Here is a 12913-nt window from a genome sequence, read left to right as displayed (position 1 = left end):
AGTTTAAAAAAGAGAGGTCATAGTATGATAGGCGGCAGATTGAAAAGTCTCAGAGGGAAAAGGACACAGGAAGAAATCGCATCACACATCGGTGTGTCACGGGCACGATATTCCCACTATGAAAACGGGCGAAGCGAACCTGATTACGACACACTCCAAAAACTGGCTGATTACTTTCAAGTAACGACTGATTACTTATTAACGGGTAAAGACAAAAAATCCGACGACGATATGTTCTCAGATCCGGACCTGCAGCTTGCGTACCGTGATATGCAGGATTTTTCCCCAGAAAGCAAACAGCAGGCCATCGAATTTATCAACTATTTAAAAGAAAAAGAGAAAAACCGCAAGCCGAAAAATTAATAAATCGTTCTCTGTTCTCTAAAACATATTAAAAATAGACCGATATAAAGAAAAAGTGTTTATTTTTTAAAGAAAAGGGAAAGATTTCTACACCACTTTCCAGTCCTATACGGGCTTTTCTTTCTCGCTAAAAACAGAACACACGTTCGAAAGGGAGTATTCAATTGGGCGATTACTTATCACATCTGGAGGAATACGTTAAAAATTTGTACAGCAGACTGGGCATCACATCCCCTCATCACATTGACATGCTGAAAATTGCAAAGGACCTGGATATTTGGGTGCATTTTGAGGATATGGGGAGCATGATGGTGAAATACGACGGCATGTACAGTATCGTATTGAACCAAAAAAAGTCACGGGAAGAGCAATGGGAGGATTTTGGACATGAGCTGTGCCACGTGCTAAAGCATGCAGGCAATCACTTTCAGATGAACAAGCTCTTCAGAGAACTACAGGAATTTCAGGCGAATCAATTTATGTACCACTTCTGTGTGCCAACCTTTATGCTGTTGCAGATGGAACTGCCGCAATGGAGAAGCCAGGCACTCGCCACAATTGCGGCGGTATTCCGGGTAACAAAGGAATTTGCTGAAAAAAGGCTTGACATGTTTGAACGGCGTAAAGCAGGTATTCAATTTCAGAAGCGGCTCGCTTATTTATTAGCTCACAAGCGGCCAAATGCGTACGAGGAAAGCGATCAGCAGCACTTGCAAGTCGCAGAGGAAAAAGCGTTCTATCATGTCGGCAAAAACCTTTGATCCAAAAGGGCTGGGGACATTTATCCTCAGCCCGGCAGAGATATTAATATTTTGACATCGGTGGAATGGTATTCTGCAGCCACATTGGCGCCGGTTTAAGATGAGGCGCAGATGCGAACGCAATCGGAGCCGGGATATACCTGAATTCACCCCGGCCATCAAAGGCTTCCCCATGTGCCCATCTTCCTTGTGAGCTTTCATCCCCCCTGGAGAAGTTAAACAGATCATAGGAGACTTCCTGCTTTTCGAGCTCACGCGGAAACGTCGTCGGGACGACAATATCCCGTTCTCTTTCCTCCAGCTCTTTAATGGCCGCATACCACATATTTTGATGATAAGTATCCCTTGCAATCAAAAATGACAGCATATCTCTTACCCCTGGATCATCGGTCATGGCATAAAGCCGTGTCACCTGAAGGCGGCCTTGGGATTCCGCATTTAAGTTGGCGCGAAAATCTGCAAGCAAATTTCCGCTTGAAATAATATATTTGGCATTCCATGGATATCCTTCGCTGTCAGCCGCCATCGCGCCTAAGCCTGCGACAATCGCATGCTGCGGGTTCATTCCGGACAACACCGCTGCCACAGCAGGATCACTTTTATAAGCATTTTCCTGCACATCAGCCGGTGCATTGTCCAAAAGCCTGGAGATCATCGTCGCAAGCATTTCCACATGCCCGATCTCTTCTGTACCGACATCATAAAGCAAATCTTTATATTTCGCATCTGCACGGCAGTTAAAACCCTGAAACAAATATTGCATCATAACACTGATCTCACCGTATTGGCCGCCCAGCACCTCTTGGAGCTTTTTCGCATAAACCGGATCGGGATGTGCTGGCTTTGCTTGATATTGAAGCTCTTTTATATGATAAAACATGAATCATTCCTCCCTACACTTTCGCACAACCCCAGCGTATGAAGGAATGGGCCGACCGTGCAGGTCCCGTCTGGTTTTATTTATAAAAGCCAAGTTTGACGGCTTCCACATATCGATCAAACAAATCGTTTTGTATGTAGCTTTTATCACGGCACCCAAAATTGCAGAACAGCGCGTTTCTTTGTGCAGTGCTCACCTCCAATTGGAGCCCCATTTCTCTTTTCGTCCGATTGACAATATTGTTTGGATGTACACCTGCCAGCCGATCTTTCTCACTAGTGAGTTCGGCGCTGAAACCCGCTTCATTCAGACGCTCACAAATGAGCTTGGCTTTTTTGCGATCCGTCCCGCCAACCAATGTTTTTGGGATGTTTGGATCATAATACCCGTGAAACGCTAATGCGTAATCATGGGCATTCACTTTTTCTAAAGCCAGCGGCTCATCAAAACGAATGCTAGTGAGATGCAAGGAACGATTGTTTCGCTGTTTTACACCTTCAAACAAATAAATGGAACATCGATCGGAAAATGCCCGCACCAGTTCACTGACACCAGGCTCAATTCTGCCGCCGTGGGGACCGAGGACGATAAGTTCACTTCCGTTTTTTTCCTCATAAATAATCCGGTACTCCGATTCAGAAGCAGAAAGGGCCGCAAAGCTGTCATACCGATCTTTCATTTTGAACGCCCTCCTTTTCCAGTCAGCATCAGTTTACTCTACTCTTCTATGAATGAAAACCTTTTTATAGTATGATTTGATAGAATACGGACAGGAGGTATATGATGGGATTTATTGATGGTTTACTCGGCAATGCGTCAACACTGTCAACGGCTGCTGTGAAAGAAGAGCTTGCTCATATTTTACTTGAGGGTGAGAAGGTTGAAGCCGCGTTTAAGCTGGTTCGCGATTTGATTGTCTTTACTGACAAGCGGCTTATTCTTGTAGATAAGCAGGGAATCACAGGCAAGAAAACGGAGTTTCAATCAATTCCGTACAAAAGCATTTCCAGATTCAGCGTGGAAACTGCCGGCCGCTTTGATCTTGATTCAGAGCTGAAAATTTGGATCTCTGGCGCGGAACTTCCCGCCGTCTCAAAGCAGTTTAAAAAAGATGAAAGCATTTATGATATTCAAAAGGTGCTTGCCGCAGTTTGTATGTAAGATGAGTGACGGAAGCTGTGAAGCTTCCGTCATTTCATTACAGCTTTTCCTCCAGCTTCGCTTTCGTCTTCGGACCGTAAATCCCATCAGCCGTTAAACCGCTGACAGACTGAAAACGTTTGACTGCATTAGCTGTTTTCGGGCCATAGACGCCGTCAACGCCGTGATTTTTCGCTCCTTTATCAGGATAAAAATAAAGGGCGGCTAAAGCGTCCTGCACCTGCTTCACTTTTGTCCCTTTCGTCAGCGGGCTTGTCACTTTCATCACCCCGGATGGGAGTGGATATGAGGATGCGGCATGGCTTTTAGAAGCAGATGCCGTCTGAGGCAGTTTGATCACTTGTCCGACTTTAATGTAATTTGGGTCAGTGATATGATTGATACTTTGCAGCGTTTTTACACTGACTCCGTGGGATGCGGCAATCCCTGACAGTGTATCGCCTTTTTTTACATGATATTCAGACGCCGAAGAAGTGACTGCTGCCTTTTTCGCTGATACGCTCCCGTTTAATTCCTTTTCAATTGCCACCTTCACTTGATCCCAGCGCCCCTCTGATAAAATGCGGTGCGGGCAGTACTTTCCGTTCCAGTCTTGATGTTTTCTCACCCGATCGATTCCCCAGCCGCGCTCCTTCAAAAGCTGTGCGACAAATGAAATCGCTAAGACTTCAGCTGCCTCATACTTTGGACCTCCCGATTTGCTGTAGCAAATCTCAACGCCAATTGATTTGCGGTTCCCCGGACCGTTTGTGCCGTCACCTGTGTGCCAGGCGTTTCGGTCAAGCGGCAGACCTTGAATAACCTCTTTATCATCGACCGCAAAGTGAAAGCTTGTCGAGCTTGTGTTCCCGATCATATAGCTGATTTCATTGGCTGCTGACGCATCGTTTGCCGTGTTGTGGATGGTAATGTATTCAGCGGACATTGCATTCGGACACTTCAATGCGTATTTCGCCTCAGAAACCAAATTTTTCTTTACTGGAATGCTCACCTATCATCTCTCCTTTTCTTTTTTCATAAATAGGTGGCATTCGTAGGACGAAAAGCTCATATCATCTTTCAATGCTATATGGTTAAATGTGTTAAACTGAATTTCAATGGGAGGGCTGAATATGCATACATACTTAATGCTCACAATGAGAACGGAGAAATTTAATCAGGAGCATGTGGCTGGGCACTATGAATTTCTGGACCGCTTACAATCAGAAAAGCGCTTAAAAATGTTTGGGCCATTCAGCGACGCCACAGGCGGAGCGTATGTCATCCAAGCAGATTCGCTGGAAGAGGCAGCGGAAATTGGGCATGCAGATCCACTGGTGGCAAGCGGATCTTCTGAGCTGACGATAAAAGAATGGAAGCTGAAATAAAAAAGACCCATAAGGGTCTTTTTTTATGCATCATGTTTGATTGCGTGCCGCAATATGAAATGTTTTCCCCTCTGTGTTTGCTGTGTCATCTGCATGAACCATCACCTGAGTAAAACTGAACCCGACCGCAACGAGCAACAAACCTGACATCCATTTAGATTTCATATAAACAATCTCCTCTCTGGATTTGTTTTTGTGCGTGCACCATTTTCTCGTAAAATGACAGTGCTTTTTCGGGCTGTCCGTTTTCTATATAGAATTGGGCAGCATCATGCGCCAGCTCTTCAATATAAGGATACAGCATATGTTCTTCAAGAAATTGAAAGGTATGTGAGACTGATTCTGTGTCAATGTTTTTTCCGTATAACGCATGTAAAAATTGAAAAAGCTCCACAAATAATTCATCATTGTATTGACGGGCGATTTCCAATCCTTCACGATACTTTTGTTGCGCTTCGGCGTCATTTTTTTGTTTATACAGAACTTGTGTTAAAGAGTAGATAGAATGCGGAAGATTATCGAACTTTTCCGACTTGCAAATAGAAACAGATTTCTCAAAGTATTCGGCTGCCTTTTGCAGTTCACCCATTTTCTCATAGCAGTTTCCGAGATTATATAGGGCAGAACTGATAAGGCGGGGATTGCCTTCTTTCTTTGCAAGATCTAAAGCCAGTTCTAAGTGGGGCAATGCTCTTTCTGGATACTGCATATCATCATAATTACCTGCAATAACGAATTCACATTGGATTCTGCGGACGGTGTACGTTTCATACATTTGGTATGTTTCTAATGCCTGAACGGCGTAGCTCATCGAAACATAGGTTTGTTTTAAATTGTAAAAAATCTCAGCCATTTTAAAAGCAAACTCGGCTTTCTCAATATCATCCGAGACGAGGGCAAGATTCTTTTCTGCCCGTTTATAATACATCATGGCACTGACAAACATCTTCTGCTTAAATTCATACATTCCTCGAAAAAAATTAAAGTAATATTCGAGAAGCCCTGTCAGCTTGTACTGATTCCCTTCGATGTCTTCTAATAATTCTGAAAACTCCAGCTGCGACGTGTCCTCTCCAAAAGGCTTAATGTAATCCAGCATGACACGATGCCTGAACTCCATTAAAGAATAATACAGCAGCAAATCTTGGTCTTCTTCCATATCCTCAATTTCTCTTTCTACTTCGAGCTTGACCCGTTCGGCTTCAGCGACGTGGAACTGCCGGATATGAGTATACCATTCATTAATTTTAAGCCCGACATAAGAGGACGGAATCGTCTGCTTCATCCTCAATTAATCCCCCCTTTTGAATTACCCGAGATATGTCATATTTTATCATATTTACAAGAAAAAGAAGAACGCAAAATAACCGCAATTGTCGAATTTCGGCTAACCGCAACAAAAAAGCGCGGGTTTTTCAAAAACCCGTGCTTTCTTTTAGTGAAAACCAACTTTGTTTCTTTCCATCCAGCTTCCCTGCTGGCTTTTTCTTTGCTCTCCTGTCATGTCTTTCACCATAGTTTCAATATGATGATTCCCTTCTTGGTGCCATTGAAGCGCTGAAGATACATATAATTCTCCCAGCTGCGCAAAGGAAAAGCCTTCTGTAAGCTTTGCGGCGTTTTTTATTTCTTCTTCACTCAAAAAGATGTCAAAGCCTCTCATTTTCATATATTCCAGCCGCAGCTCTTCATCCGGAAGCCCGATTTCATAGGCACGGTCAAACCGTCCTGCACGATTCATCAAACCTGGATCGATCTCTTCGGGATAGTTTGTCGTGCCGATGAGAAATAGCCCCTCTTTTGATGTCGCGCCGTCCAACGTATTGAGAAAAAAGGATCGCACATCTTCCGGCATCGAATCTATATCCTCGATGACGAGAACTGCAGGAGCGAGGCGTCTCGCTGCCTGAAAGACTTCTTCTATTGTCTCGCTCGACGTAAATTCAGTAATTTGCCAATAGGCAACAGGTGCATCGATACTGCCTGCGATCGACTTCACTAATGTCGTCTTTCCGTTTCCAGGAGGTCCATATAACAGAATGCCGCGCTTATAAGGGATGTCATACGTTTGATAAAACGATTTATCACTATGAAAAAACTGATCAATTGATCTGTATATCTCTTTTTTCAATAGCGGATTCATGATTACCTGACTCCGCTGAACCTCTCTGACAATGGCTTCCTGCTCTCTTGAAGTCCCTCCATCTCCATCCGTAAAAACGGTCACTTTCCGCTTGCTTTTTTCCCAGAGACGCGGTCTGACTCCCTCCAGAAATGCACGCATCTTTTCATCGTTAACCGCAAACAGACAATCGAAACTCATGATGCTCCCATCTTGAAAATAAGGAATTCTGGCAAAAGCAACTCCCTTTTCAGGATACGCGTATACGCTGTTTCTTATAGACTTATGGACGGTATAATCCGGTTCTTTTTCATCTTCATCGTAAGCAAAGGTTTTCTTTTCAAGCTTTTCAAATATATATGCCACATGCTCAGGCTCCAATGAACCGCTGCGGACATCTTCTACAAGAAGCTCCCAGTATTCCGTGTTCGGGTCATCACTGGCATAGAGCTCATAGAATACACCGTATTGATCATAAAGCGTTTCTTCAATCCGTGTGATAAGGTAACCGAAAGTGCCGTAGCCCGCTGCAGCTCTTTCATTCTCTTTTTCTTCGTACTGATAAATGAAAGGTATGGTTGTCATGTTTATACTCCATTTCATATTTTGTGAACGTTATATATACGATTGACATAGCATTTTGTTTCATCCCACAGCATATTACTTGTGAATTCGTAACCGTTGATATAGGATTTCATTGCACCATTTATTTTTACATATGGAGGAGATCATAATGAGCCAATCCAATCAAATTGTCAGCCATTTTTTATCCCATCGAAACGTGACGAATGAGCTTGCTGAAAAAATCAGCAAAGACCATTACAGCTACAAACCGGCAGAAACATCAATGTCAGCGGAAGAATTGGTCAAACACATTCTTACGTCGTTCCACTTGTTCGCAAATGTCATTAAAGAAGGCAATGCTTCACCTTTTCAAAACAAGCAGGAAGAAACAGAAACCGATCTCAATGTTCTGGCAAAAACATATACGGACAAAACGGTCGCTATCCTTGAACAGCTGACTGAAGAACAGCTGGACAGAGAAATTGATCTGACATCCGCTTTCGGCAGAAAAGTCACTGGCCGCGCGCTGCTTCAGCTTGCAATGGAACATGAAATTCACCATAAAGGCAACCTGTTCGTTTATGTGCGGGAAATGGGCCACACAGAGCTTCCTTTCTATCAGCAGCGCATGTAGCGTAAACGAAAAAGATACCTGTTAAAAGGTATCTTTTTTTGTGCTTCCGCCTCACTTCCCGGCTTCGACCAGACACTCATTATAGGGCAAATGAATAAAGATATGGAGCATACCAAAATTTCAAACATCTAACGTGCAAAAATTCAAAAAATTTAATTGATTAACGTGACCTAATCATATATAATCTGATAAAAATAGTCGGGTTTTCAGGAGGCCTTTATCATGAGTGTAAGCATCATATTGATGGGTTTGTTTGTCGGAGCCTTAGTCGGATTGACGGGTGTGGGCGGAGCCGCCTTATTGACTCCCCTTTTAATTGTGCTTGGAATTAACCCTTCCATCGCGGTCGGTACGGATCTTGTATATAACTCGATCACAAAGCTGTTTGGCGTTGCCTCCCATTGGCGGCAGAAAACGATTAACTTTCAATTGGTAAAATACTTAGCCATCGGCAGTATTCCGAGTGCCTCGCTAGCCATTGGCATCTTGCATTTGTTCCCCGCCTTCCACCAGCATCAGGAAGAAATTATTAAGCACGCTCTAGGATACGTGTTAACGCTGGTTGCCATTTCAATCATCGTTCGTTTGTTTTTGGATAGAAAGCTTCGTCCGAACCGCTGGCAGCTGATGCCGCTTGAAAATAAGCGGGCGCTGACGATTCTTATTGGTGTTGTGTTTGGGTTTATCGTCGGCTTAACATCAATCGGTTCCGGCTCATTATTTGCAATCGCCATGATTTACTTATTTAACATGAAAGCGTCTCAGATTGTCGGAACCGATATCGCGCATGCTTTTCTTCTCGTTACGGCAGCAGGCATTTTGAACGCAAGCTTCGGAAGCGTGGATTACATGCTGGCAGCTAATCTGCTCATTGGTTCAATTCCCGGCGTGCTAATCGGAAGCCATCTTTCGCCTCGATTCTCCCCGCGTCCGCTGCAATTTATTATGGCGTCCATTATTTTAGTCAGCGGTTTAAAATTGATTTAATGAAGAAGGCTATCCTTCAAGCGGATAGCCTTTTCTTATTATAGCGTCACACCCGATTTAAAAATGGCGAGTTCTCTGAAATCATTTTTTTCATGGTTCACAAGCTGGCCGCTTGCCACCTCAATCATATAGTGGATAAACTCCCGCAGCACATACTCCTCATGAACATCATCCTCCGCTAAAAGGCCTGCGTTAAAATCAATCCAATGCGGCTTCGCCTCATACAGCTCGGTGTTTGTTGCTACCTTCACCGTCGGGACAAAGGTGCCAAACGGCGTGCCTCTCCCCGTTGTAAAGAGGACAATTTGGCAGCCGGCCGCCGCCAATGCGGAGGAAGCGATCAAATCATTGCCCGGCGCGCTCAAAAGTGTCAGCCCTTTTGTCTTGAGTACTTCCCCGTATTTCAAGACATCCGTGACAGGAGAAATCCCCGCTTTTTGCGTACAGCCCAGCGATTTATCCTCAAGTGTAGAAATGCCGCCCGCTTTGTTGCCCGGTGAAGGATTTTCATACACCGGCTGATCATGTTTGATAAAATATTGTTTAAAGTCGTTGATTAATTGAACTACCTTATGAAACACTTCGTCACTGGCAGCCCGCTGCATCAGGATGGTTTCCGCACCGAACATTTCCGGAACTTCCGTCAGCACCGTGCTCCCTCCCTGTGCAATGAGATAATCTGAAAAACGGCCAAGCAGCGGGTTTGCGGTTATGCCGGAAAAACCATCCGAACCTCCGCACTTCAGTCCGATCTTCAGTTCGGACAGCGGAATGTCTTCTCTCGTATCCCCTTTGGCCGCTTCATGTATTTCCTTTAGCAAAGCAACGCCTGCCTCCATTTCGTCGGTCACCGACTGGGATTCGAGGAATTTCACTCGATTCAGATTTACATCCTGGAGTGCTTCCTTCATTTTTGCCAGTTCATTGTTTTCACACCCTAGCCCTAGCACCAATACGCCGCCGGCATTTGGATGGCGAATGGCGTTCAGCAGGATTTGCTTCGTATTTTCGTGATCATCGCCAAGCTGCGAGCATCCGTATTGATGTTTCAGCACGAGTACGTTATCAAATGGAGCGATATCTCCCGTTTCTCTGACAAAATGCTGCAGCATTTTTTCTGCAATTCCATTGACGCAGCCGACAGTTGGCACAATCCACAATTCATTGCGTACACCCGCATCACCGTTTTCTCTTCTAAAGCCTTTAAATGTCCGGTTCTCATTAGAATACGGATTTTCATCAAATCTCGGTGTATAGCTGTATGATTGGATATCTGACAGGTTTGTTTTCGTATTATGGACATGAATATGCTCTCCGATCGAAATATCTTGTGATGCATGCCCAATTGGAAACCCGTATTTAATGATGCTGTCGTTTTCTTTAATAGACTGCAATGCAATCTTGTGGCCTCTTTTTATATCATCCTTTACTTCAATCGACACGCCGCCCGTATGCAGCCGCTCTCCCTTTTGGATATCCCGCAGAGCAAGAAGGACATTATCTTGCTTATGAATCTTTATAAACGACTTCAACGTACCTCTCCCCTTTGTATGCAGTATTTTTCAAGAGCCCGCTGCATGCCCAGCTCATGAATATGATTCAAGTAATCAGCGACTCTCTCAGTCAGCTTTGGTATCTCATTGAGATCTGCCTCCCACAGCCGCTGTTCGCCTAACACTCTTGATGCAATTCGAAGCATGTCTCCATCCTCCTGGCTCCAAACCTCTTTGAACAATTGAAGAACAGCCGGATCATCCTGCAATGTCTCGTAACCCTGATAAAAATACAGAAGAGCGCTGAAGGAAAACACCAAGCGTTCAGGGAGCTGTCTCTTTTGTTCAGCATATTCCTTAAGAGTCGGCAGGTTTCTCGTTTTGAATTTGGAAACGGAATTCAATGCAATGCTTTCCAGATAATGCTTCATATACGGGTTTTTAAAACGGTTCAGCACATCGTCAGCATACTGAGAAAGACCTTCCAGTTTTAAAACAGGAAGAATTTCGTCATTGATCAGCTCTCTTATAAACCGCCCCACTTCCGGATGCTCGACAGCATCCCGAACAGTTTTTAAGCCGTACAACAATGCCACTGGCGTCATTGCTGTGTGAGCGCCATTTAAAATTCTTACTTTTTTTGTCCGATACGGGGTGAGGTCGCTGACGATTTTTGTATTGAGCCCTGCAGCCGCAAAGGGAATTTCTTTTCCAATCCAATCCGGCCCCTCGATAACCCATAAATAATACTGCTCTCCCACAACTATCAGTTCATCTTGATAGCCCAGTTCTGCCGTGATCTCATCAATGCTGTCGACCGGAAAACCCGGGACAATCCGGTCTACTAAACTATTACAAAATGTATTGGCCTCATGAATCCACTGTGTAAATCCTTCCTCCAGCTTCCACAGATGTGCATAATGAAGAACCGTTTCCTTCAGCTTTTCGCCGTTCTTCTCGATCAGCTCACATGGGATTAGGACACACCCTTTTGTCTGATCTCCTTTAAAAGCCTGATAGCGGAAGTAGAGAAATGCAGTTAATTTCCCAGGGAATGTTTTTGGCGGCCTATCCTCTAAACGATCTTTTTCATCACATACGATCCCGGCCTCCGTCGTGTTGGAGATGATAAACCGCAGCTCTTCGCTTGATGCCAATTCTTTGTATGCTTCATAATCAGAAAACAGGTCAATTCCTCGGCTGATTGAGTTGATAATCATATGCTCGTTTACCGCTTCTCCGTCTTTCATTCCTTGTAAAAAGAGCGTATATAGCCCATCTTGCTGATTTAATCGTTTGATTTTTTCTGAGCCTCTTGGCTGGACAACTGCCACGCTCCCATTAAAATCAGTGTGTTGATTCAATTGATCAATCTGCCAATCGACAAATCCCCGAAGAAAGTTTCCTTCTCCGAATTGGAGAATTTTTTCTGGAGACTGAGTATAGTGATCGTACACATGTTTATTCAGCTTCTGCACCCTTATTGCCTCCCTCTTCTTTTATGCATACGTTAACATTTTTCTGTGTAAAGAATGCCCGCTGAAAAACGGGGCATCACGTTGTCAATCGTCTGACTGAATCACGCACGATGAATTCTGTGTTTTCCAAGATTTTCTCCGCTTTTGTTTCCGGCTCGCTGATCAGCGACAATAGTTTTTGCGCGCCGAGCACGCTGATTTTCTCCACTGGGCGCTTTACTGTTGAAAGCCTTGGCGTGATGTATTGTGAAAACCCAATATCATCAAACCCGATTACCGAAATATCATCAGGTACGCGCAGGCCCTTTGCGAATATCGCATTCATCGCTCCGATTGCCATGTCATCATTCGAACAAAAGACAGCGGTTGGAAGATTCGGCAGCGCCAGCAGCCGCTCCATCGCTTGAAAGCCGCTTTCCATATCGTACTGTCCTTTGACACTGTATTCATGCTTGATTGGAATATGATGTTGAATCAGTGCGGATAAGTAGCCTTCCTTTCGCTGCTGGGAGGATTTAAAGCCTTCCATCCCCTCGATGATGGCGATGTTTTGATGTCCGGTCTTAATAAAGTATTCTACAGCTTCCTGGGAGCCCTCCTTGTCATTGGATAAAATATTCGTGATGGTGCGGTCATCAATATCACGATTCAGCACGACAAGCGGAATGTTTTTTTCTCGTATATGGTAAATGAAAGAATTATCAATATCACTTTGGCTCATTAAAATGATGCCGTCATACCTCATCGGTGTAACGGAGTCATAGTTTTTCAGATCATCAATGCCGCGCACATAGAGATTGTAATCCTCACTTATGGCTTGATTGACGCCTTTGATTGTGTCTGCAAAGAAGCTGTGTGAAGTTCCGTTTGTGATGCTTGTAAAGAAAAGCCCGATCGTATGTGACTTTTGCATCGCCAGGCTTTTCGCGTTTACATTTGGTGTATAGTTGAGCTTCTCTGCAAGCTCTACTATTTTTTTCTTCGTATGCTCTTTGATGTAAGGGCTATTGTTGAGTGCTCTGGAAACGGTTGTGTGGGATACGTTAGCGAGTTTTGCGATATCTTTTATGGTTACCATCTAATTCCCTTCCTTATCATACCGG

Annotated in this window: 15 protein-coding genes; 6 read left to right on the top strand and 9 right to left on the bottom strand. The window is 44.2% G+C overall.

Annotated features, from left to right (window positions below; genetic code table 11):
- Nucleotides 1-24: 24 nt before the first annotated feature.
- Together xre and CDO84_RS05820 are read left to right on the top strand one after the other, a co-directional pair.
- Nucleotides 25-363: an HTH-type transcriptional regulator Xre gene (gene xre / locus CDO84_RS05825; RefSeq protein ID WP_014663633.1), complete on the top strand. Its 339-nt coding sequence runs from the start codon at nt 25-27 to the stop codon at nt 361-363.
- Nucleotides 364-527: 164 nt separating this feature from the next.
- Nucleotides 528-1124 carry an ImmA/IrrE family metallo-endopeptidase gene (locus tag CDO84_RS05820; RefSeq protein ID WP_040083380.1) on the top strand — a complete coding sequence of 199 codons (597 nt, stop codon included), beginning with the start codon at nt 528-530 and terminating at the stop codon, nt 1122-1124.
- 43 nt (nt 1125-1167) lie between these two features.
- Here the strand turns inward: CDO84_RS05820 and CDO84_RS05815 are convergent, their stop codons facing one another.
- Both CDO84_RS05815 and CDO84_RS05810 read right to left on the bottom strand, forming a co-directional pair.
- Nucleotides 1168-2004, bottom strand: coding sequence for a manganese catalase (locus CDO84_RS05815; protein ID WP_014663631.1), 837 nt, complete (start codon nt 2002-2004; stop codon nt 1168-1170).
- A 76-nt stretch (nt 2005-2080) separates the two neighbouring features.
- Entirely contained in the window at nt 2081-2683 is a 603-nt protein-coding gene (locus CDO84_RS05810; RefSeq protein ID WP_040083381.1) for a poly-gamma-glutamate hydrolase family protein, read from the bottom strand.
- Between the two features lie 104 nt (nt 2684-2787).
- Here CDO84_RS05810 and CDO84_RS05805 point away from each other — a divergent pair, with 104 nt between their 5' ends.
- Nucleotides 2788-3165 (top strand): PH domain-containing protein, encoded by a 378-nt coding sequence (locus CDO84_RS05805; RefSeq protein ID WP_014479546.1) that lies wholly within the window; start codon nt 2788-2790, stop codon nt 3163-3165.
- Between the two features lie 37 nt (nt 3166-3202).
- Here CDO84_RS05805 and CDO84_RS05800 read toward each other — a convergent pair whose 3' ends face one another.
- Nucleotides 3203-4156: an N-acetylmuramoyl-L-alanine amidase gene (locus tag CDO84_RS05800; RefSeq protein WP_040083382.1), complete on the bottom strand. Its 954-nt coding sequence runs from the start codon at nt 4154-4156 to the stop codon at nt 3203-3205.
- A gap of 121 nt (nt 4157-4277) precedes the next feature.
- Between CDO84_RS05800 and CDO84_RS05795 the strand changes: the two genes are divergently transcribed.
- On the top strand, nt 4278-4532 hold the full coding sequence (locus tag CDO84_RS05795; RefSeq protein ID WP_014663628.1) for a YciI family protein: 255 nt from the start codon (nt 4278-4280) through the stop codon (nt 4530-4532).
- 30 nt (nt 4533-4562) lie between these two features.
- Here the strand turns inward: CDO84_RS05795 and phrA are convergent, their stop codons facing one another.
- The 3 genes from phrA to yjoB all read right to left on the bottom strand — a co-directional run bounded on the left by phrA (nt 4563) and on the right by yjoB (nt 7239).
- Nucleotides 4563-4697 (bottom strand): phosphatase RapA inhibitor PhrA, encoded by a 135-nt coding sequence (gene phrA / locus CDO84_RS05790; protein WP_014663627.1) that lies wholly within the window; start codon nt 4695-4697, stop codon nt 4563-4565.
- Nucleotides 4687-5823, bottom strand: coding sequence for a response regulator aspartate phosphatase RapA (gene rapA, locus CDO84_RS05785; RefSeq protein WP_080478209.1), 1137 nt, complete (start codon nt 5821-5823; stop codon nt 4687-4689). The genes phrA and rapA overlap by 11 nt, the downstream gene beginning before the upstream one ends.
- Before the next feature lie 144 nt (nt 5824-5967).
- The gene (gene yjoB / locus CDO84_RS05780) at nt 5968-7239 is read right to left on the bottom strand and encodes an ATPase YjoB (protein WP_040083384.1); all 1272 of its coding nucleotides are present in this window, start codon (nt 7237-7239) and stop codon (nt 5968-5970) included.
- Nucleotides 7240-7387: 148 nt separating this feature from the next.
- Between yjoB and CDO84_RS05775 the strand changes: the two genes are divergently transcribed.
- Both CDO84_RS05775 and CDO84_RS05770 read left to right on the top strand, forming a co-directional pair.
- On the top strand, nt 7388-7852 hold the full coding sequence (locus CDO84_RS05775; RefSeq protein WP_040083385.1) for a DinB family protein: 465 nt from the start codon (nt 7388-7390) through the stop codon (nt 7850-7852).
- A gap of 222 nt (nt 7853-8074) precedes the next feature.
- Nucleotides 8075-8839, top strand: coding sequence for a sulfite exporter TauE/SafE family protein (locus tag CDO84_RS05770; RefSeq protein ID WP_014663623.1), 765 nt, complete (start codon nt 8075-8077; stop codon nt 8837-8839).
- Between the two features lie 38 nt (nt 8840-8877).
- Here CDO84_RS05770 and CDO84_RS05765 read toward each other — a convergent pair whose 3' ends face one another.
- The 3 genes from CDO84_RS05765 to CDO84_RS05755 form a co-directional block, all read right to left on the bottom strand.
- A complete protein-coding gene (locus tag CDO84_RS05765) occupies nt 8878-10371 on the bottom strand; it encodes a UxaA family hydrolase (RefSeq protein WP_040083386.1) in 1494 nt (497 codons plus the stop codon).
- The gene (locus tag CDO84_RS05760) at nt 10368-11810 is read right to left on the bottom strand and encodes a tagaturonate reductase (protein ID WP_040083387.1); all 1443 of its coding nucleotides are present in this window, start codon (nt 11808-11810) and stop codon (nt 10368-10370) included. Before CDO84_RS05760 ends, CDO84_RS05765 begins: the two co-directional genes overlap by 4 nt.
- 76 nt (nt 11811-11886) lie before the next feature.
- The gene (locus tag CDO84_RS05755; protein WP_040083388.1) at nt 11887-12888 is read right to left on the bottom strand and encodes a LacI family DNA-binding transcriptional regulator; all 1002 of its coding nucleotides are present in this window, start codon (nt 12886-12888) and stop codon (nt 11887-11889) included.
- Between the last annotated feature and the right edge of the window lie 25 nt (nt 12889-12913).

Source organism: Bacillus sp. MD-5 (assembly GCF_002201875.1).
Lineage (GTDB): Bacteria > Bacillota > Bacilli > Bacillales > Bacillaceae > Bacillus > Bacillus stercoris.
The sequence above is the reverse complement of the archived record's forward strand: the minus strand, read 5'-3'. Positions and strand labels throughout refer to the sequence as shown.

Excerpts from the sequence above, each read along its gene's own strand:
- CDO84_RS05815 (WP_014663631.1), bottom strand. The coding sequence starts at position 2,004 with ATGTTTTATCATATAAAAGAGCTTCAATATCAAGCAAAGCCAGCACAT.
- xre (WP_014663633.1), top strand. The coding sequence starts at position 25 with ATGATAGGCGGCAGATTGAAAAGTCTCAGAGGGAAAAGGACACAGGAA.
- CDO84_RS05795 (WP_014663628.1), top strand. The coding sequence starts at position 4,278 with ATGCATACATACTTAATGCTCACAATGAGAACGGAGAAATTTAATCAG.
- CDO84_RS05805 (WP_014479546.1), top strand. The coding sequence starts at position 2,788 with ATGGGATTTATTGATGGTTTACTCGGCAATGCGTCAACACTGTCAACG.
- yjoB (WP_040083384.1), bottom strand. The coding sequence starts at position 7,239 with ATGACAACCATACCTTTCATTTATCAGTACGAAGAAAAAGAGAATGAA.
- CDO84_RS05770 (WP_014663623.1), top strand. The coding sequence starts at position 8,075 with ATGAGTGTAAGCATCATATTGATGGGTTTGTTTGTCGGAGCCTTAGTC.
- CDO84_RS05755 (WP_040083388.1), bottom strand. The coding sequence starts at position 12,888 with ATGGTAACCATAAAAGATATCGCAAAACTCGCTAACGTATCCCACACA.
- CDO84_RS05775 (WP_040083385.1), top strand. The coding sequence starts at position 7,388 with ATGAGCCAATCCAATCAAATTGTCAGCCATTTTTTATCCCATCGAAAC.
- CDO84_RS05810 (WP_040083381.1), bottom strand. The coding sequence starts at position 2,683 with ATGAAAGATCGGTATGACAGCTTTGCGGCCCTTTCTGCTTCTGAATCG.
- phrA (WP_014663627.1), bottom strand. The coding sequence starts at position 4,697 with ATGAAATCTAAATGGATGTCAGGTTTGTTGCTCGTTGCGGTCGGGTTC.